This window comes from Delftia sp. S65, assembly GCF_016516495.1.
Classification (GTDB): Bacteria; Pseudomonadota; Gammaproteobacteria; order Burkholderiales; family Burkholderiaceae_C; genus Comamonas; species Comamonas acidovorans.
Genome location: NZ_JACVUR010000004.1, coordinates 211,189 through 230,112, shown reverse-complemented (window position 1 = coordinate 230,112; position 18,924 = coordinate 211,189). Strand labels below are relative to the sequence as shown.

General features: G+C 69.0%; 15 protein-coding genes. 9 read left to right on the top strand and 6 right to left on the bottom strand.

Translation table 11 applies throughout. The features are described from left to right. Nucleotides 1-11 precede the first annotated feature (11 nt). A complete protein-coding gene (locus tag IAE24_RS06075) occupies nucleotides 12-1,178 on the bottom strand; it encodes an ABC transporter substrate-binding protein (RefSeq protein ID WP_199959098.1) in 1,167 nt (388 codons plus the stop codon). A gap of 403 nt (nucleotides 1,179-1,581) precedes the next feature. Between IAE24_RS06075 and IAE24_RS06070 the strand changes: the two genes are divergently transcribed. The 6 genes from IAE24_RS06070 to IAE24_RS06045 are packed head-to-tail and all read left to right on the top strand — an operon-like array spanning nucleotide 1,582 to nucleotide 8,146. Next, nucleotides 1,582-2,331 carry a DUF969 domain-containing protein gene (locus IAE24_RS06070; RefSeq protein ID WP_012207528.1) on the top strand — a complete coding sequence of 250 codons (750 nt, stop codon included), beginning with the start codon at nucleotides 1,582-1,584 and terminating at the stop codon, nucleotides 2,329-2,331. Between the two features lies 1 nt (nucleotide 2,332). Then, on the top strand, nucleotides 2,333-3,286 hold the full coding sequence (locus IAE24_RS06065) for a DUF979 domain-containing protein (protein WP_199959101.1): 954 nt from the start codon (nucleotides 2,333-2,335) through the stop codon (nucleotides 3,284-3,286). A 16-nt stretch (nucleotides 3,287-3,302) separates the two neighbouring features. Then, nucleotides 3,303-3,971, top strand: a complete 669-nt coding sequence (gene pcp, locus IAE24_RS06060) for a pyroglutamyl-peptidase I (protein ID WP_199959103.1) — start codon at nucleotides 3,303-3,305, stop codon at nucleotides 3,969-3,971. A 34-nt stretch (nucleotides 3,972-4,005) separates the two neighbouring features. Continuing rightward, entirely contained in the window at nucleotides 4,006-4,764 is a 759-nt protein-coding gene (locus IAE24_RS06055; RefSeq protein ID WP_199959110.1) for a LamB/YcsF family protein, read from the top strand. A 9-nt stretch (nucleotides 4,765-4,773) separates the two neighbouring features. Continuing rightward, nucleotides 4,774-6,369: an urea amidolyase family protein gene (locus IAE24_RS06050; protein ID WP_043825616.1), complete on the top strand. Its 1,596-nt coding sequence runs from the start codon at nucleotides 4,774-4,776 to the stop codon at nucleotides 6,367-6,369. 49 nt (nucleotides 6,370-6,418) lie between these two features. Beyond that, on the top strand, nucleotides 6,419-8,146 hold the full coding sequence (locus IAE24_RS06045) for an acetyl/propionyl/methylcrotonyl-CoA carboxylase subunit alpha (protein WP_096914042.1): 1,728 nt from the start codon (nucleotides 6,419-6,421) through the stop codon (nucleotides 8,144-8,146). Nucleotides 8,147-8,571: 425 nt separating this feature from the next. Here the strand turns inward: IAE24_RS06045 and IAE24_RS06040 are convergent, their stop codons facing one another. Together IAE24_RS06040 and IAE24_RS06035 are read right to left on the bottom strand one after the other, a co-directional pair. Further along, nucleotides 8,572-8,841 (bottom strand): hypothetical protein, encoded by a 270-nt coding sequence (locus IAE24_RS06040; protein WP_199959112.1) that lies wholly within the window; start codon nucleotides 8,839-8,841, stop codon nucleotides 8,572-8,574. A 705-nt stretch (nucleotides 8,842-9,546) separates the two neighbouring features. Beyond that, on the bottom strand, nucleotides 9,547-11,457 hold the full coding sequence (locus IAE24_RS06035) for a bifunctional metallophosphatase/5'-nucleotidase (protein WP_199959114.1): 1,911 nt from the start codon (nucleotides 11,455-11,457) through the stop codon (nucleotides 9,547-9,549). Between the two features lie 148 nt (nucleotides 11,458-11,605). Here IAE24_RS06035 and IAE24_RS06030 point away from each other — a divergent pair, with 148 nt between their 5' ends. Further along, the gene (locus IAE24_RS06030) at nucleotides 11,606-14,125 is read left to right on the top strand and encodes a heavy metal translocating P-type ATPase (RefSeq protein WP_199959116.1); all 2,520 of its coding nucleotides are present in this window, start codon (nucleotides 11,606-11,608) and stop codon (nucleotides 14,123-14,125) included. Nucleotides 14,126-14,138: 13 nt separating this feature from the next. On the opposite strand, the gene IAE24_RS06025 is transcribed toward IAE24_RS06030, so the two are convergent. From IAE24_RS06025 to IAE24_RS06015, 3 genes are all read right to left on the bottom strand, one after another. Next, nucleotides 14,139-14,843, bottom strand: coding sequence for a riboflavin synthase (locus IAE24_RS06025; RefSeq protein WP_013800626.1), 705 nt, complete (start codon nucleotides 14,841-14,843; stop codon nucleotides 14,139-14,141). 100 nt (nucleotides 14,844-14,943) lie between these two features. Further along, nucleotides 14,944-15,819 carry a hypothetical protein gene (locus IAE24_RS06020; protein ID WP_199959118.1) on the bottom strand — a complete coding sequence of 292 codons (876 nt, stop codon included), beginning with the start codon at nucleotides 15,817-15,819 and terminating at the stop codon, nucleotides 14,944-14,946. Between the two features lie 155 nt (nucleotides 15,820-15,974). Further along, nucleotides 15,975-16,124, bottom strand: coding sequence for a hypothetical protein (locus IAE24_RS06015; protein WP_013800628.1), 150 nt, complete (start codon nucleotides 16,122-16,124; stop codon nucleotides 15,975-15,977). Between the two features lie 196 nt (nucleotides 16,125-16,320). Between IAE24_RS06015 and IAE24_RS06010 the strand changes: the two genes are divergently transcribed. Further along, nucleotides 16,321-17,004 carry a DUF2760 domain-containing protein gene (locus IAE24_RS06010; RefSeq protein WP_034397107.1) on the top strand — a complete coding sequence of 228 codons (684 nt, stop codon included), beginning with the start codon at nucleotides 16,321-16,323 and terminating at the stop codon, nucleotides 17,002-17,004. A 2-nt stretch (nucleotides 17,005-17,006) separates the two neighbouring features. Continuing rightward, nucleotides 17,007-18,872: an Hsp70 family protein gene (locus IAE24_RS06005; RefSeq protein ID WP_034397105.1), complete on the top strand. Its 1,866-nt coding sequence runs from the start codon at nucleotides 17,007-17,009 to the stop codon at nucleotides 18,870-18,872. Nucleotides 18,873-18,924 lie beyond the last annotated feature (52 nt).

Sequence of the window (18,924 nt, the reverse complement as noted above, 5' to 3'; positions counted from 1 at the left end):
ACCCGCCTTCATCAACCGATGAAGCGCCCCGCATTGCCCAGCACGCCCAGGTCGATGAAGCTGGAGCCGACATGGGGCGTCTGGCCGCTGTAGTCGATGACGAAGCCGCCCATGTCCCAGTTGCGGATGCCGGCCAGCGCCGAGCGCAGCTTGGCCTGGCTGGGGTCGCGGCCTGCGCGTTCCAGGCCCTCGGCCAGCACGCGTGTGTTCACATAGGCTTCCAGCGTGCCCAGCGAGAACTCCTGCTGCCCGTGGGCGCGCATGGCGGCCTGGTAGTCGCGCACCACCTGCAGCTTGGCCTGGTGGGGCGCGGGAACGACCATGGTCAGGGCGATGCCCCGGGCGTCCTCGCCCAGCGGCTTGAGGCTGTCGTTGGGCAGGGTCACGCTCAGGCCGGTGAGCAGCACGCCGGGCGCGCTCTTGCGCAGGCCGCGCACCAGATCGACCGACACCGTGCCAGCCGTGGCCAGCAGCACGGCCGAGGGGTGGGCCGCGTCCACTTTGTTCAACACATCGGCCAGATTCTTGCCATCGGTGGCGATGGCCGCCTGCACGGCGGGGGCCATCTTCTCGGCCTCCAGGGCGCGCGTGGCGTCCTCCAGCATTTCGCGGCCGTAGGCGTTGTCCAGGTAGACGATGCCAATGCCCTTGAGCCCCATGCCCGCAAGGCGCTGGACCAGGCGGCGGACCTCGGTGGTGTAGCTGGCGCGCACATGGAAGACGTTGCGCGATCCCTTGCGCAGCGACGAGGCGCCCGTGAACGGCGCCACATAGGGAACGCCGGCTTCCTCGATCAGCGGGATGACGGCGGCGTTGTTGGGCGTGCCCACGCAGGACAGCAGGGCAAAGGCCGTGCCCTTGGAGAGCATCTGCCGCACGTTGTCGGCCGAGCGCTGGGGCACGTAGCCGTCGTCAACCATCTGCAGCTGCAGCGTGCGGCCCTGGATGCCGCCACGTGCGTTGATCTGCGCCATGGCCGCTTCCGTGCCCAGCTTGATGTCGGAGCCGAACCCGGCCAGCGGGCCGCTCATGGCGGCCGAGCAGCCGATGGTGAGGGTCTTGGCGGACAGGCCTGCCTCATCGGCGAAGGCATTGCGCACGAAGGCCGGCGCCAGCGCGGGAACCGCTGCGATGGCTGCAGCACGGGGAAGCAGGGAAACAAGTTGACGGCGTTGCATGGATTCAGAGCTCGGACAAAAGGGATGGGAGCAGGAAGGTGCCATTCACGCCGACTGCCACGCGTGCGCCGCAGGCCGGGAGGGCGGCCCATTGTAGGAGGCGGCCTCGTCACAGGCGATACCGGGGCAGGGGCATTGTTGTGTTCATGCCTTCTATGGATGTTCAATATTCGATAGTTTTTGGCATTTGAAAACCCCGTGCGTGCTCAATCCCTAGGCAACGATATGCGGGTTTGTACTATCAGCATGCGCTGATTGTCTTATTCACAATTCGTTTCTGTAAGACAAATTCTTTGTTTTGTTGAACAAAACCAGGTTGGCAGCGCACTCCACGCCACCGGGTTGGGCCTGCGGGGCGGCTTGACGGCCGCACCGCACCGCGGGGTGTGAAGGGGGAATCAACATGCTGACTGACGTCAATCTCTGGCCGCTTATCGGAGTGGCCATCATCGTTGCGGGCTTCGTGCTGCGCTTCAATCCCATGCTGGTCGTGATCGTCACGGCCATCGGCACGGCACTGGCGGCGGGCTTCCCCGTCGACAAGGTGCTGGCCACCATTGGCACGGGCTTCATCAAGACGCGCAACCTGCCGCTGATCATCCTGCTGCCGCTGGCCGTGATCGGCCTGCTGGAGCGCCATGGCCTGCGCCAGCACGCGCAGAACTGGATCAGCTCCATCAAGTCGGCCACCGCAGGCCGTCTGCTCATCGTCTACCTGGCCGCACGCCAGCTGACGGCCGCCGTGGGCCTGACCAGCCTGGGCGGGCATCCGCAGATGGTGCGCCCGCTGCTGGCGCCCATGGCCGAAGGTGCGACCCAGTCGCGCTTCGGCATCCTGCCCGCCAAGGTGCGTGACAAGCTGCGCGCCTACTCGGCCGCCACGGACAACGTGGGCCTGTTCTTCGGCGAGGACATCTTCGTGGCCTTCGGCGCCATCGTGCTGATGACCACCTTCCTGAAGGAAGCCGGCATCGAGGTCGAGCCCATCCACGTCGCGCTGTGGGGCATTCCCACGGCCATCTGCGCCTTCGTGATCCATGCCTGGCGCCTGCGCCGCCTGGACCGCATGCTGGAGCGCGAACTGGCCCAGTACAAGGCCGGTGTCGAAGCCGACGCAGCCAACGCCAACGCCACCCAAGCCAAGGGAGCCTGAAATGACGCTGACCATCCAACACCTGTACTACCTGGTCGGCTTCGTCCTGGCCGTCACGGCCGTGATGACGCTGCGCGATGCCAGCAACCCCAAGCGCTGGTCCAGCGGCCTGTTCTGGGCGCTGTATGCAGCCGTCTTCCTGGTGGGCAATGAACTGTCGCCCGTGATCGTGGGCGTGATCGCCGTGGCCATGGCCCTGATCGCCGGCTTCGGCGGCGTGGGCAGTGGCCGCCATGCGCCGCGCAGCGATGCCGAATACCTGGCCAGCGCCAAGCGCCTGGGCAACAAGCTGTTCGTGCCGGCCCTGGCGATTCCGCTGATCACCATGGTGGGCACGCTCAGCGCCTCGCACCTGGTCTTCGGCGGCACGCCCCTGCTGGACCCCAAGGCCACCACGCTGGTGAGCCTGGGCGTGGGCTGCGTGCTGGCGCTGGGCCTGGCCTGCTGGCTGACCCGCGAGACGCCGGCCCAGGGCATGCGCGAATCGCGCCGCCTGACCGATGCGCTGGGCTGGGCCCTGGTCCTGCCCCAGATGCTGGGCATGCTGGGCCTGGTGTTCTCGGACGCCGGCGTGGGCAAGGCCGTGGCCTATGTGACCACCACCTATATCAACATGGACATCCGCTTCGTGGCCGTGGCCGTCTACGTGCTGGGCATGGCGCTGTTCACGGTGGTCATGGGCAATGGCTTCGCGGCCTTCCCGGTGATGACGGGCGGCGTGGGCGTGCCCATCCTGGTCGGCGTCTACCATGGCGACCCGGCCGTGATGGCGGCCATCGGCATGCTCTCGGGCTACTGCGGCACCCTGCTGACGCCCATGGCGGCCAACTTCAACCTGGTGCCCGCCGCGCTGCTGGAGATCGACAAGAATGCCGTGATCCGCGCCCAGGTGCCCACGGCCCTGGCCCTGCTGACCGCCAATGTCTTCCTGCTGTACTTCCTGATGTTCCGTTAAAGGACGGACTGTTGCCATGACCGATTCCACTTCCCCGCGCATCCTGGTGACCGGCTTCGAGCCGTTCGAGCAGGACCCTGTCAATCCCTCGTGGGAAGTGGCGCGTGCCCTGCATGGCGAGACCGTGGAGGGCGCCACCGTCCACGGCCTGCAGCTGCGCTGCGTGTTCGGCGAATCGCTGCGCCAGCTGCAGGAGGCGCTGGCGCAACTGCAGCCGGTGCTGGTCATCAGCCTGGGCCTGGCCGGCGGCCGCAGCGAGTTCACGCCCGAGCGCGTGGCCATCAATATCGACGACGCCCGCATTCCCGACCATGCGGCGCGCCAGCCCGTGGACCAGGTGGTGATCCCGGGCGCGCCCGCCGCGTACTTTTCCACGCTGCCCATCAAGGCCGTGGTGCACAACCTGCGCGCGCGGGGCATTCCGTCTTCCGTGTCCAACACGGCGGGCACCTTTGTCTGCAACCACGTGTTTTTCGCGCTCATGCACTGGCTGGCCCAGGGCAAGGCTGCGCCGGGCGCGCGTGGCGGCTTCATCCACGTGCCGGCCCTGCCCGAGCAGGCAGCGCGCAAGCCGGGCATGCCCAGCATGTGCCTTGCCGACCAGGTGGCTGCGGTGCGCGAGACCATTCGCACGGCCCTGACCGTGACCCAGGATCTGAAGGAAAACGCCGGCCAGCTGCACTGAGAGCCTGTGCACCGAGTCCGGCGAGGAGAGAACGATGAAAATTGACCTGAACAGTGATCTTGGCGAGAGCCTGGGCGGATGGCGCATGGGCGACGACGCCGCCATGCTCGACATCGTCAGCAGCGCCAACGTGGCCTGCGGATTCCATGCCGGCGACCCGGCAGGCATCCTGGAGACGCTCAAGGCCGCCCGCGAGCGCGGCGCCATGGTGGGCGCCCATGTGTCCTATCCCGACCTCGTCGGCTTCGGCCGGCGCAACATGGATGTGGCCAGCGCCGACCTGGTGGCCGGCGTCATCTACCAGATCGGTGCGCTGCAGGGCCTGGCCCGCGTGGCCGGCACCGAGGTGCGCTACGTCAAGCCGCACGGCGCGCTCTACAACACCATTGCCCACGACAGGCGCCAGGCCACCGACGTGATCACGGCCATGCGCGCCATCGACCCCAGCCTGGTGCTGGTGGCGCTGGCCGGCTCGCCCCTGATCGACTGGGCGCGCGATGCGGGCCTGACCGTGGTGGCCGAGGCCTTTGCCGACCGCGGCTACACGCCCGAGGGCACCCTGGTTTCGCGCCGCGATCCGGGCGCCGTGCTGCACGATGTGGACCAGATCTCCGCGCGCATGCTGTCCCTGGTGCGCGACGGCGTGGTCGAGGCCGTCGATGGCAGCCTGGTGCGCATTGCCGCCGACTCCATCTGCGTGCACGGCGACAGCCCCGGTGCCGTGGCCATTGCACGCCACCTGCGCGAACGTTTCGAGCAGGAGGGCGTGCGCATTTCCTCCTTCGTGGGCTGAGGGCACACCATGCGTTTTCTACCCGTCAACCGGCAGGCCCTGATGGTGGAGCTGGCCGATCTCGATGAAACCCTGGCCCTGCTGGGCTCGCTGCAGCGCGAGCCCATCGATGGCGTGCAGGAGCTGGTGCCGGCCGCGCGCACCGTGCTCGTGCAGTTCGCTCCCGCCAGGCTGGGCGTGGCCGAGCTGGTGCGCCGCATTGCCGCGCGCGACCTGGGCCAGCGTGCCGAGCGCAGCAATGTGCTGGTCGAGATTCCCGTGCACTACGACGGCGAGGACCTGGCTGACGTGGCGCAGCTGCTGGGCATCACGCCCGAGGAAGTCGTGCGCCGCCACACGGGCAGCGAGTACGCCGTGGCCTTCACGGGCTTCGCGCCCGGCTTTGCCTACCTCAGCGGGGGCGATCCGATCTTCAACGTGCCGCGCCGCACCACGCCGCGCACGCGCGTGCCGGCCGGCTCGGTGGCGCTGGGCGGCACGTTCAGCGCCGTCTATCCCCAGGCCAGCCCGGGCGGCTGGCAACTGATAGGCCGCACCTCGGCCCGCATGTGGGACCTGGCGCGCGAGCTGCCCGCGCTGCTGCAGCCCGGCTACCGCGTGCGCTTTGTCGATGCGGCCGGCATGGCACAGGTGGATGAGGCGCCCGCGCCCGCCGTGGCGCAGGCCGCGCCGCATGAAGGCAACGCGCTGCGCGTCAAGGCCACGGGCCTGATGACGCTGTTCCAGGACCGGGGCCGGCTGGGCCAGGCCGGGCAGGGCGTCTCGGCCTCGGGCGCCATGGACCAGGCAGCCTTCAAGGCTGCCAACCGCCTGGTCGGCAATGCCAGCGACCTGGCCGTGCTGGAGACCGTGGGCGGTGGCCTGTCGCTGCAAAGCCAGGGCGAGACCGTGGTCGCCATCACGGGCGCCGATGCGCCCCTGACCGTGACCACCGGGTCCGGCCAGCGCTGGAGCGTGCCGCGCTACCAGGCCGTGGCCCTGGCCGATGGCGACCAGTTGACCGTGGGTCAGCCCGTGGCCGGCGCGCGCTGCTATGTGGCGGTGCGCGGCGGCTTTGCCGTCACGCCCGTGCTGGGCAGCGCCTGCACCGACACCCTGGCGAATGTCGGCCCAGCCGCCCTGGCCGTGGGCCAGGTCCTGCCCGTTCGGCCTGCGGACCGCAAGGCCGTGGCCGCACCCGAGCTGCCGCCCGAATCCCTGCCCACCACCGGGCAGGACGTGGTGCTGGACGTGGAACTGGGCCCGCGCACCGACTGGTTCACGCCCGAGGCCGTGGCCCTGCTGGCCGCGCAGCGCTGGCAGGTCACGCCGCAGTCCAACCGCGTGGGCCTGCGCGTGGCGGGCGAGCAGCCCCTGGCGCGCGCCGTGGCCGGCGAGCTGCCCAGCGAAGGCACGCCGCTGGGCGCCATCCAGGTGCCCCCCAGCGGCCAGCCCGTGCTGTTCCTGGCCGACCATCCGCTGACGGGCGGCTATCCCGTCATCGGCTGCGTGGCGCCGCACCACCTCGATCTGGCCGGCCAGATTCCCGTGGGCGCCTGGATCCGCTTCAACCCCATCCGCGCCTTCGAGGAATACACCCCCGGCGCGCAAGGCTCCAAGAACTGAACGCGGGGAGCGCCCGGTGGCGCCTGCCCGCAACTGAAAGAAGCTGATCATGAAAAAAGTCCTGATTGCCAACCGTGGCGAGATCGCCGTCCGCATCGCCCGCGCCTGCGCCGACTACGGCGTGAAATCCGTGGCCGTCTACGCCGATGCCGACATCGACGCCCTGCACGTGCGCATGGCCGACGAGGCCTATGGCCTGGACGGCGAGCGCCCGGCCGACACCTACCTGAACATCGCCAAGCTCATCGCCATCGCGCACAAGAGCGGCGCCGACGCCGTGCACCCCGGCTACGGCTTCCTGTCCGAAAGCGAAGCCTTTGCGCGCGCCGTGCTGGATGCGGGCCTGCGCTGGATCGGCCCCACGCCCGAGACCATCGCCAAGCTGGGCGACAAGGTCGAGGCGCGCAAGATCGCCCTGCAGGTCGGCGCTCCCCTTGTGGCCGGCACGCCCGACCCCGTCAAGGATGCCGGCGAAGTGCTGGCCTTTGCCCAGCAGCACGGCCTGCCCATCATCATCAAGGCCGCCTTCGGCGGCGGCGGGCGCGGCATGAAGATCGCGTGGCGCATGGACGAGGTGGAGGAACTCTTTCACTCGGCCGTGCGCGAGGCCGTCACCGCCTTCGGCCGCGGCGAATGCTTCGTCGAGCAGTTCCTGGACCGCCCGCGCCATATCGAGGCCCAGGTGCTGGCCGACACCCACGGCAACGTGGTCGTGCTGGGCACGCGCGACTGCTCGCTGCAGCGGCGCAACCAGAAGCTGGTGGAAGAGGCCCCGGCGCCCTTCCTCAGCGACGAGCAGCGCGCCCGCATCCACAGCTCGGCGCGCGACATCTGCGCGGCGGCCGGCTACGTCAGCGCTGGCACGGTGGAATTCCTGCTGAGCCAGACGGGCGCCATCTCCTTCCTCGAAGTCAACACGCGCCTGCAGGTCGAGCATCCCGTGACCGAGCAGACCACGGGCGTGGACCTGGTGATCGAGCAACTGCGCGTGGCCGATGGCCTGCCCCTGTCCATCACCGAAACCCCGGCGCCGCTGGGCCACTCCATCGAATTCCGCATCAACGCCGAAGACGTGGGCCGCGGCTTCCTGCCCACGCCCGGCCCCGTGGTGCGGTTCGATCCGCCCTCGGGCCCCGGCGTGCGCCTGGACACGGGCGTGCAGACCGGCTCGGTCGTGCCCGGCAGCTTCGACTCGCTGATGGCCAAGCTCATCGTCAGCGGCGCCACACGCGAACAGGCCCTGGCCCGCGCACGCCGCGCGCTGGCCGAGTTCCGCATCGAAGGCCTGTCCTCCGTCCTGCCCTTCCACCGCGCCGTCATCGGCCATGCCGACTTCGTGGGCAGCGACGGCTTCAAGGTCCACACGCGCTGGATCGAATCCGACTTCGCCGAACCCCTGGCTGCCGCCGTGCGCGCCGAGCCGCTGCCCGACGCCAGCCTGGTGCGCTGCGCGGTCGAGATCGACGGGCGACGGGTGTCGCTGGGGCTGCCTGCGGTGCTGCTGCAGGGGCTGGCATCGGCTGGCGGCGGTGTGGCTGCCGCGCCGGCTGCCGAATCTGCAGTGGACCCCGCTGCCGTCACCTCACCCATTGCAGGCAATCTGCATGCGTGGAAGGTGGCCGATGGCGACACCGTCCAGGAAGGCGATGTGATTGCCGTCATGGAGGCCATGAAGATGGAGATGCAGGTGACTGCGCATCGCAGTGGGGTGGTGGCTTTGGTGGCTGAGGCGGGGAAGGCGCAGGTGTTGGGGGCTGTGATTGCTCGGATTGGCTGATTTCTGTTTGACCTGTTTTTGATTTTGTTGTGCCTCTGGGGGCAGGAGCCGGGTTTCGGCCCGGCGGCCGACCTACTTTCTTATCGCGCGACCGGAGTGCCGGCCATAAGAAAGTAGGCAAAGAAGCGCGCCCCGAACTGCCCACGACCCCTTCGCTTCGCTACGGGGCGACCTGCGTTGGGCGGGATGTGGGGTGTGCCGCAGAACTCGCTGCGCGCTGGCGCGCTTCGCTCAAACAACTGCGGCAAGTCAGATGACGAAGCAAGCCTGTCCTTCGGCAGGCTTGCCACCCCGCATCCCGCCCAACGCAGGCGTGGGCAGAAGGGGGGGAGGCTGGGGAACAGCCAAAAATACAAACAGCCAGAAATACAAACAGCCGATGCGCATTGGTGCGCTCGGCTGTTTTCATGGAGTTTGGTGCGGCGTCAGGGTTCGGGCGTGGCGGTGTTGCGCAAGACGTGGATTTCGTCGTCCATGGAGGTGGCCAGCCGCTCGGCGCTGTGCTGGATGGAGCGCAGGGCGTTGATCACCACATCCGGATCGCGCAGGCCCTCGGGCGTTTTCAGCCATGACTGCGCGAGTTGGGACAGGGCGGAAACCTCGTTGCAGCCTGACTGAACCATGGTGTTCATCTCTGCGATGGCCATGTTCAACTGCGTTGTCCTGGCGTTGTTGGATCGGACTTCCTGCTTCATGGCCTGGCCTTCCGTGTGCAGGGGGCCAGGGTCAAATGCGCTGTGTGCATGGTTCGGTGCTCCTTTGAGAGACTTGAAGCCACCCGTTCACGTTTTGAAGCGCGAAGAAGGTGGACGGGATGTTCAAAACACGCTCAAAGACGTGCGGACGCCCTTACGGGTAGCCCCATCCCGCCCGTAACCGTAGGGACGTGGGCAGGCGCCCACAGTCCAGTGATCCAGACGTGACAAGGCCTCGTTGACGGGGAGGCCGCACCGCTTTGAGAAAAGGTGTTTTGAAGCACCAGCCCCGGTACAAGGGGCCGCTCGGAATGATAGAGGCTTTGAAAGAAAAGCGAGGCCAAGGCCCCAGGCCGAGCACAGCGACGGCCCGAAAAAACTCCCCCGTATGTCAGCGCCTGCGGCGTGGTGGTTGCGGGGTTGCAGTCCTGCCGAAGGACAGGACTGCTTCGTGATCTGACTCGCCGTGATGTTTGAACGTAGCGCGCAGCGCGAAGTGAGTTTCACGGCGAACCCTGCAACCGCCACGACGCAGGTTGCCCCGCAGCGAAGCGAAGGGGTCGCGGACATCCGGGTCGCCTTTTCTTGGCCTACCTTCTTTTGGCGAAGCAAAAGAAGGTAGGTCGGCCGCCGGGCCGAGACCCGGCCTCGAAAAACAACTCCCCGGCAGGGAACAAAACAGATCCCTGAACCCATCAGGAAGACTCAGCGCCCACCCTGAAAACTACGCGTGCTATACAGATCCGCCGGCAGCCGCGATAGCAGCGGCAGACCAGACACCGCATCCACAGGCTGCCTCTCGATGTAGTTGAAGAACACATCGGAATCGAGCACGCCAATGTCCAGACGGCGCGCATCAGGCACGGCCGCCAGCGTCTTGTAGCCATCGCCACCCGTGGCATTGAAGCTCAGCACGAACAGCTTGTAGGTGCGCGCCGCATCCAGCGGCTTCCACGTCTTGCTCGCGTTGTCATACACCTCGATGCCCGACACGCGCTGGCCGGCGGCCGCTGCCGCATTCACGTCAAAGCGCAGGCCGCCCGTGTAGGGGTAGGGGCCGGTCGTGCCGCTGGGGCCGTAGACGGCCTGCAGGCCGTCCTCGAGCATGCCCTTGACTTCCGTGCCGGTGATGTCCAGGCGGAACAGCTTGTTGCCGAAGGGCAGGACCTGGATGACCTGGGCGGCCGTGGTCTGGCCCAGCAGCGGGATGCGCACGCCGCCGCCGCTTTGCAGGGTGATGTCGGCGCCGCCGTAGTGGCGGTTGGCTTCTTCCAGGTAGGCCTGGGCCACGAGCTGCTGGATGTCGCCGCCGCGCACGCTGACGCTGCCTTCGGCATTGCAGGCGGCGCTGGACTGGCTGTAGTTCATGGTGCCGACGCCGCCGGGCACGCGGCGCGAGCACAGTTCCTGGGGCACGGTGGCGACCTGCTTGAGGTTGAACTGGGCAACCTTGTCCTTGAAGGGCTGCAGCGCGGCCGTGGCCTTGGCCGAGGGCGTGGTCACGCGCAGCACGCCGGTGGCGGCGGCGCTGGCCTTGAGCGCGGTCTTTTGCGCATCGGTGGCGGCCTTGCCGGCGATGGTGAAGCTGTCGCCGATCAGCACATGGGGCGTGCCCGTGCACTGGGTGACGCGGCCGTCGGCGTCGAACTGGACCTTGAGGTCGCCGACGACCTGGGCGTACTCCCAGGCCTGGACCACGCAGACGGGGCTGCCGTCCTTGTCGGCCAGGCGCGTGGGGTAGGCGCCGCCGGGCGTGCCCACGCCCGTGGTGTTGAGCACGTCGGGGCCGAGCAGGGTGTGCGAGTCGCCGCCCACGACCACGTCCACGCCGCTGAGCTTGGGCACGATCTGGCGGTCGTACTCATAGCCCACGTGGCTCATGACGATGATCTTGTTGATGCCCTTGGCGCGCAGCGCGTCGATTTCGCGCTGGGCCGCCGTGGCCTCGTCCTCGAAGGTGGTGTCGGCATCGGGGCTGGACGATGCCTTGGTCTTGCCCGCAATGGTCAGGCCGACGATGCCGATCTTCTGGCCGCCGCGCTCCACCACGGTGGAGGGGTTCACATAGCCGGGCGCCTTGGCCGCGTTCAGGGCCGAGTTGGCGCCAAAGCGCACGTTGGCGCTGAGCACGGGCGTCTTGCAGCTGCCTGTGCGCAGGCGGTCCAGGAAGGACTTGAGGCCGCTGTCGCCCTTGTCGAACTCGTGGTTGCCCAGCGTGAAGGCGTCAAAGCAGACGGTGTTCATGAGGGCGGCATCGGCCTCGCCGTCGGCGCCTGCACGGTTGAAGTACAGCGTGCCGGTGAGCGCGTCGCCGGCGTGCAGCTTGAGCACGTTGGGCGACTGCGCGGCCAGCTCCTCGATGGCCTGGGTCACGCGCGCAAAGCCTGCGGCGTCCACGGCCACGGCTTCGGCCTTGCCCGTGCCGGCGTCCAGCTGCAGGGTCTTGCTCTTGGACTCCAGCGTGGAGTGGTGATCGTTGATGTGCAGAATGCGCAGCTCCAGCGGCTGGCCTGCGGGCGTGTCGTTGCCGGAGCCGCCGCAACCGGCGATCAGGGCGGAGGCAGCCAGGGCCACGGCCAGCGGGCGCAGGGCGGGGCGATGGGAGGTCAAGGACATGAACGGGTTCTCTCTGTATCGGTTTGTCACGGCCGCCGATGCTGGGCAAGGCTGATGACACGGCGATGAAATCGCCTTGCGGGGGGCTTGACCTTGACATGGTGGCAATCTCTAAAGTGCCTGCATGCGAGAACAAAGGAGTCAGGCAATGAATGCATCGACCAAGGCCGGCATGGCCATAGACCTGCCCGTTCAGGGCATGACCTGCGCCTCCTGCGTGGGGCGTGTGGAGCGCGCGCTCAAGAAGCTGCCGGGCGTGCAGGAAGCCGTGGTCAACCTGGCCACCGAAAAGGCCAGCATCCGCTTCGAGGGCGCGGCCGATCTGCCGGCCGCCATTGCAGCCATCGAGAAGGCCGGCTACGAGGTGCCCCAGTCCAGCGTGGAACTGGAAGTGGAGGGCATGACCTGCGCCTCCTGCGTGGGCCGCGTGGAGCGGGCGCTGAAAAAGGTGGAGGGCGTGCAATCGGCCAGCGTGAACCTGGCCACCGAACGTGCAGTGGTGACGCTGGCTGGCAGTGCAGATGTGGCGGCCCTTGTGGCAGCTGTGCACAAGGCCGGGTACGAAGCGCGTCCGCTGGGCGCCAGCGCGAACCCGGCCAGTGAAGGCGGCGCTGCGCAGTCGCCGGCCGAAGACGGCACGGAGCAGCGCCAGGCGCGCGAGCGTGCGTCGCTCAAGCGCTCGCTGGTCGTGGCCACGGTGTTCGCGCTGCCGGTGTTCGTGCTGGAGATGGGCGGCCACATGGTGCCGGCCTTCCACCACTGGGTGGGGCAGGCCATCGGCACCCAGAACAGCTGGTATCTGCAGTGCCTGCTGTCGGCCATCGTGCTGTTCGGGCCGGGCCTGCGCTTTTTCCAGAAAGGCATTCCCGCGCTGCTGCGCGGCGCGCCCGACATGAATTCGCTGGTGGCCGTGGGCACCTCGGCGGCCTTTGCCTATTCGCTGGTGGCCACCTTCGTGCCGCAGTGGCTGCCGGCCGGCACGGTGAATGTGTATTACGAGGCGGCGGCCGTGATCGTGGCGCTGATCCTGCTGGGCCGCTTCATGGAGGCGCGCGCCAAGGGCAATACCTCGGAGGCCATCCGCCGCCTGGTGCGCCTGCAGGCCAAGACGGCGCGCGTGCGCAAGGACGGCGCCGTGCAGGAAGTGGACATCGCCGCCGTGCGTGCGGGCGACACCATCGAGGTGCGGCCCGGCGAGCGCATTCCCGTCGATGGCGAGGTCATCGAGGGCAGCAGCTTCGTCGATGAATCCATGATCAGCGGCGAGCCCGTGCCGGTCGAGAAAACCCCGGGTGCCGAACTGGTCGGCGGCACGGTGAACCAGAACGGCGCGCTGGCCTTTCGCGCCACCAAGGTGGGCGCGGACACGCTGCTGGCGCAGATCATCCGCATGGTCGAGCAGGCCCAGGGCTCCAAGCTGCCCATACAGGCGCTGGTGGACCAGGTCACCATGTGGTTCGTGCCGGCCGTGATGGCCGTGGCCCTGCTGACCTTCGGCGCCTGGCTGGCCTGGGGGCCGTCGCCCGCACTGAGCTTTGCGCTGGTCAATGCTGTGGCCGTGCTCATCATCGCCTGCCCCTGCGCCATGGGCCTGGCCACGCCCACCTCCATCATGGTGGGCACGGGCCGGGCCGCGCAGATGGGCGTGCTGCTGCGCAAGGGCGAGGCCCTGCAGACCTTGAAAGATGCCCGCGTGGTGGCCGTGGACAAGACCGGCACGCTGACGCGCGGCCGCCCCGAACTGACCGACCTGGTGCTGGCCCCGGGCTTCGAGGGCGAGCGCAGCCGCGTGCTGGCGCTGGTGGCGGCCGTGGAGGACCGCTCCGAGCACCCGATTGCGCGCGCCATCGTGGATGCTGCCAAGGCCGAGGATCTGCCGCTGGGTGCTGTTGATCGCTTTGAATCGGTGACAGGCTTTGGCGTGCGCGCCCAGGTGGACGGCGTGCGCGTGGAGATCGGTGCCGACCGCTTCATGCGGGAATTGGGCCTGCAGGTGGACACGCTGGCAGACGAGGCCGCGCGCCTGGGCGACGAAGGCAAGACGCCGCTGTATGCCGCGGTGGACGGACGCCTGGCCGCCATGATCGCCGTGGCCGATCCCATCAAGGACAGCACGCCGGCCGCCATTGCCGCGCTGCACGCCTTGGGCCTGAAGGTGGCCATGATCACCGGAGACAACCGCCGCACGGCCGAGGCCATTGCGCGCCAGCTGGGCATCGACGAGGTGGTGGCCGAGGTGCTGCCCGGCGGCAAGGTCGATGCCGTCAAGCGCCTGAAGGCCGAGCACGGCACGCTGGCCTATGTGGGCGACGGCATCAACGACGCGCCGGCCCTGGCCGAGGCCGATGTGGGCCTGGCCATCGGCACGGGCACGGACATCGCCATCGAGGCGGCCGACGTGGTGCTGATGTCGGGCGACCTGGGCGGCGTGCCCAATGCGATTGCGCTGTCCAAGGCCACCATGGCCAATATCCGGCAGAACCTGTTCTGGGCCTTTGCCTACAACGTGGCCCTGATCCCCGTGGCCGCAGGCCTGCTGTACCCCGTCAACGGCACGCTGCTGTCGCCCGTGTTCGCGGCCGGGGCCATGGCGCTGTCCAGCGTCTTCGTGCTCAGCAACGCGCTGCGCCTGCGGCGCTTCAATCCGCCGCTGGCGGCAGGGCGTTGAGCGACGAAGGCAGTCAGCCGGGCAGCTTGGGGACTTCGATGAAATCGTCCAGGCTCAGGCCTTTTTCCTTGAGCAGGGCCTCGAGCACGGGCTGCAGGCGGCCCAGGCTTTGCTGCACGGTCTCGCGCACCGTGTCCACCACGACCTGGGTGCTGCGGTCGATCTCCACATTGAGCAGGTCGCCCACGCCCTTGGACTCGAACACGGTCATGCGGCGCGTCTCGGGGATCAGCCAGACCTCGAACCAGCCCGCCTGGCGGTCCACCTCGGACACCGTGAGGCTGGCGCCGTTGATGGCGATGTAGCCCTTGGCGAACACGTAGTGGCGAAAGCCCTCGGGAATGCCGAAGCGGATGCGGTGGTTGGTGTCGCTGGAGGCCACTTCCAGCACGGGCGAGGTGAAATCCACATGGCCTGACAGCGGGTGGCCGCCGATCTCGGCGCCGTCCTTTGCCGCGCGCTCCACATTGACGCGCCCGCCCACGGCATAGCCGCCCAGCGTGGTGATGTTCAGGCTTTGCAGCATCACATCGAACGTGGCGCGCGTGGGCGAGAGGATCTCGGTCACCGTCAGGCACACGCCGTCGGTGGAGACGCTGGCGCCGATGGCCAGGTCCTGGCAGAAGCCTTCGGGAAAGTCGAGGGTGAAGGTGCGCAGGCCGTTCTGGTCGCGCAGCGCGGCAATGCTTGCCACGGCCTGGATGATGCCGGTGAACACGATGTGGGATTCCTTGGAGCCGCCCGTGCGGCGGCGAAGCGGGTATTTTGCATCGCGGCGCTGCGCTGCGGGGGCGCAGGCCGGCGTGTCCCTGCGGGCATCAGGCCGGTGCCGTGGCCTCTTCCCACCAGCCGCTGAGCAGGGCTGGGGGCCGCTGCGCCGCATGCACCCAGGCACAGGACGGCCAGGCATCCTGCTGCACGTTCATGCCCGCATAGATGCCGTAGCCGGGGCCGGCCGCGATCTCGCCTTCGGCATGCAGGGTCTCGCCCGCGCGGATGCTGCAGGCCGCACGGATGTCGCCCAGCGCGCGCATGCCCCAGTCCACCTCGATATGGCTGCCGCCTTCCACGTCGGCGCCAGCGTACAGGCCGTGGCCCAGCTCGATCAGGCCGCTGGCGCGGATGCTGCCGCCCGCGCGCAGGCCCTTGCCGCAGCGGATGGCGCCCTGCACCTCGATATCCTGGCCGGCCTGGGCGCCGCCGGCCAGGCGCAGGTCGGCGCCGCAGCGCAGCTCCCAGCCCGCGCGCACGTCCTCGGCGCGCAGTTCCTCGTGCACGTCCACGCTCCAGGCGGCCTTGACCAGGCCGCCGGCCTGCAGCGGGCCGCTGCAGAAGATGGCGCCGCCACTGTGCAGGTCCTGGCCGGCCTCGATGCGGCCGGCGTGGATGCCGGCGCCGGCCTGCAGCGTGCGGCCCACGGCCAGCAGGCCGGGCACGCGCAGCTCGCCATGCACGACGACGCTGCCCGCGAACACCAGGGCATCGGCCTCCAGGTGATCGACCTCCAGCACGGCGTCGGTGGGGCCGAACTGGTTCATGAGCCAGCGCGCATCCTCGACGCGGCCATCGCCCACCAGGGCATCGAGCACGCGCTGGTAGTCGTTGCCGTCATGGCGGTTGCGCACGAACCAGCGAAAGCCCGCCGCGCAGGGGCTTTTGGCACGCAGAAAGTTTTGGGAGAGTTCCATGTCCATCATCGGCTCCGGGGTCAAGGCGGCTGCGCCATGCGGCGGCGCGGCCGAAAAGGCGAGCAGGCCAGGGAGATGCGGGGCGTGGGCCGGCAGCTCCTGGCATGCGCTTCGCATGCGGGATTCGCTGCGGGGGCCGTGCGGGAAGCTGGGGGTGGACCTCAGGCTTTCCGCACGGCGGCGGAAAGCAGGGCCGTGAAGCCGCACAGGCTGATGAAGGCCGTGGGCACGCCGTGCACGCGCTGCGGCCGCTGCGCGCGCAAGGCGGTGCAGCGGGTCGGGGCGTGGCGGAAAAGGCGTGTATGGGCCATGGACAGGGGCAGGAGCAGCCGCGATTATGCCGCGAGGCCATTTGCGCACGGGGGCATGGGGCCGTGTACAGGACGGGGCTTCGTTGCTTTGGGTAACATCACGGACCCTGCGGGCGCCCGGTGGAGGACCATCGGCGCCCGGTTGCCCTGCTGCGCGGCGATCGGCCCGGCAGGGTCCTCTCGCCAAGAGAAGCCCATGAATTCCAAGACTCCCCCCTCGTTCCTGAGCCGCATCGCCATCGCGATCGGCAGTTTCTTCGCCATCCTCGGCAACGGCCCCCTGGCCGCCGATGTGTCCCGCCTGCGCGACGGCGAGCCGCTGGCCGCCGACGTGCCGCCGCCCGCACCCAAGGAGGTGCGCGTGGAGGTGCCCGTGGACCGGATCGTCGAGGTCCGTGTCGAGGTGCCTGTCGAAAAGGTGGTTGAGAAAGTGGTTGAAAAGCGTGTCGAGGTGCCGGTCGAGAAGATCGTCGAAAAGACCATCGTGGAGCCGGCCGCACCCGCTGGCACCGCCGCCCTGCAGCTGCTGGGCCTGCTGCAGCGCGAGGCGCGCTTCGTGGACTTCGTGCAGGAAGACGTGGCCGGCTATGCCGATGCCGAGATCGGCGCCGCAGCGCGCGTGGTGCACGAAGGCTGCCGCAAGGTGCTGCGCGAGCATTTCAGCATCGCCCCCGTGCGTGCCGAGGCCGAAGGCAGCCGCGTCACGCTGGCCGCAGGCTTTGATGCCGCCGCCGTGCGCCTGACGGGCAACGTGGTCGGCCAGGCACCCTTCACGGGCACGCTGGGCCACCGCGGCTGGCGCGTGGACGATGTGCGCCTGCCCCAGCTCACCGATCACAAGGCCGCCGCCATCGTGGCCCAGGCCGAGGTGGAGCTGTGAGCATGGACCAGTCCCGTCAATCCTCCCAGGCCCGTTTCAGCATCGGCATCGACCTGGGCACCACGCATTGCGCGCTCTCCTATGTGGACCGCCAGGCCAGCGATGGCGAGAAGGTGGAGCAGGGCGTGCTGGACATTCCCCAGCTCACCGGCCCCTCCAGCGTGGAGGCGCGCCCGCTGCTGCCGTCCTTCCTCTACCTGCCGCATGAAAGCGAGCTGACTGCGGCCGACATGGCCCTGCCCTGGGGCGCCAGCCAGGACTTCGTGGTGGGCGAGTTCGCGCGATCGCGCGGCGCGGCCACGCCGATCCGGCTGGTCTCCAGCGCCAAGAGCTGGCTGTGCCATCCGGGCGTGGACCGCCGCTCGCCCCTGCTGCCGGCCGATGCGCCCGAGGAGGTGCACCGCGTCTCGCCCCTGACCGCCTCCATCCGCTACCTGTCGCACCTGCGCTGGGCCTGGGAGCAGGCCCATCCCGAGGCGCCGTTCGACGCCCAGGACGTGACGGTGACCATTCCCGCCTCGTTCGACCCGGCCGCGCGCGAGCTGACGGCCGAGGCCTGCCGCGCCGCGGGCTTCCAGAAGCTCACGCTGCTGGAGGAACCCCAGGCTGCGCTGTACAGCTGGATCCAGGCCAGCGGCGGCCAGTGGCGCAAGCAGGTGCAAAGCGGCGAGATCATCCTCGTCGTGGACGTGGGCGGCGGCACCACCGACCTGTCGCTGATCGCCGTGCTGGAAAAGGACGGCGGCCTGGAGCTGCAGCGCGTGGCCGTGGGCGAGCACATCCTGCTGGGCGGCGACAACATGGACCTGGCCCTGGCCTACGGCGTGGCGCGCAAGCTGGCCCAGGAGGGCAAGCAGCTCGACGCCTGGCAGACCCGCGCCCTGGCCCATGGCTGCCGCCAGGCCAAGGAGCAGTTGCTGGCCGATGCCACGCTGCAGTCCGTGCCCGTGGTCGTGCCCAGCCGGGGCAGCAAGCTCATCGGCGGCAGCATCCGCACCGAGGTCACGCGTGACGAGGTGCTGCAGATGCTGGTGGAAGGCTTCTTCCCGCGCGCCGCCGTCTCCGACAAGCCCCAGACCCGCGCGCGCGCCGCGCTGACCCAGCTGGGCCTGCCGTATGCGCAGGATGCGGCCGTCACGCGCCACCTGGCGGCCTTCCTCTCGCGCCAGGCCGGCGCCACCGAGCAGATCGAAGGCCTCAAGGGCACGCAGCCCGAGGGCGCATCCTTCCTGCATCCCTCGGCCATCCTGTTCAACGGCGGCGTGCTCAAGGCGCCGCAGATCGAGCAGCGCATCCTGGAAGTCGTCAACGGCTGGCTGGCCGGCGAGGGCGCGCAACCTGCGCGCCTGCTGGATGGCGCCAACCTCGATCTGGCCGTGGCGCGCGGCGCCGCCTACTTCGGCCATGTGGCGGCTGCGGGCCGTGGCGTGCGCATCCGTGGCGGCACGGCGCAGAGCTATTACGTGGGCGTGGAAAGCAACATGCCCGCCATCCCCGGCATGGAGCCGCCCATCTCGGCCCTGTGCCTGGCGCCCTTCGGCATGGAAGAGGGCACCGAGGTGGCGCTGGACACGCAGGAATTCGGCCTGGTCGTGGGCGAGCCCGTGCGCCTGCGCTTCTTCGGCTCCTCCGTGCGCCGCGCCGACCAGGTCGGCACCGTGCTGGACTTCTGGGGCCCCGAGGAACTGGTCGAGCTGCAGGAAATCGAGGCCCACCTGCCCGCCGAAGGCCGTGCGCCCGGCGAGATCGTGCCCGTCACCCTGCATGCACGCGTGACCGACATCGGCACGCTGGAGCTCAACGCCGTGCCCGTGGGTGGCGAAGAACGCTGGAAGGTGGAGTTCGACGTGCGGGCCGATGTAGCGTAGCCCGCCCCGGCGGCAGGCCCGGTCCGGGCCGCGCACCGTGCCCTGTATGACT

Coding starts and splice junctions, on each gene's coding strand:
- IAE24_RS06075 (WP_199959098.1), bottom strand. CDS start 1,178: ATGCAACGCCGTCAACTTGTTTCCCTGCTTCCCCGTGCTGCAGCCATC.
- IAE24_RS06040 (WP_199959112.1), bottom strand. CDS start 8,841: ATGAAGCAGGAAGTCCGATCCAACAACGCCAGGACAACGCAGTTGAAC.
- IAE24_RS06005 (WP_034397105.1), top strand. CDS start 17,007: ATGGACCAGTCCCGTCAATCCTCCCAGGCCCGTTTCAGCATCGGCATC.
- IAE24_RS06050 (WP_043825616.1), top strand. CDS start 4,774: ATGCGTTTTCTACCCGTCAACCGGCAGGCCCTGATGGTGGAGCTGGCC.
- IAE24_RS06065 (WP_199959101.1), top strand. CDS start 2,333: ATGACGCTGACCATCCAACACCTGTACTACCTGGTCGGCTTCGTCCTG.
- IAE24_RS06015 (WP_013800628.1), bottom strand. CDS start 16,124: ATGGCCCATACACGCCTTTTCCGCCACGCCCCGACCCGCTGCACCGCC.
- IAE24_RS06045 (WP_096914042.1), top strand. CDS start 6,419: ATGAAAAAAGTCCTGATTGCCAACCGTGGCGAGATCGCCGTCCGCATC.
- IAE24_RS06030 (WP_199959116.1), top strand. CDS start 11,606: ATGAATGCATCGACCAAGGCCGGCATGGCCATAGACCTGCCCGTTCAG.
- pcp (WP_199959103.1), top strand. CDS start 3,303: ATGACCGATTCCACTTCCCCGCGCATCCTGGTGACCGGCTTCGAGCCG.
- IAE24_RS06070 (WP_012207528.1), top strand. CDS start 1,582: ATGCTGACTGACGTCAATCTCTGGCCGCTTATCGGAGTGGCCATCATC.
- IAE24_RS06035 (WP_199959114.1), bottom strand. CDS start 11,457: ATGTCCTTGACCTCCCATCGCCCCGCCCTGCGCCCGCTGGCCGTGGCC.
- IAE24_RS06020 (WP_199959118.1), bottom strand. CDS start 15,819: ATGGACATGGAACTCTCCCAAAACTTTCTGCGTGCCAAAAGCCCCTGC.
- IAE24_RS06055 (WP_199959110.1), top strand. CDS start 4,006: ATGAAAATTGACCTGAACAGTGATCTTGGCGAGAGCCTGGGCGGATGG.
- IAE24_RS06010 (WP_034397107.1), top strand. CDS start 16,321: ATGAATTCCAAGACTCCCCCCTCGTTCCTGAGCCGCATCGCCATCGCG.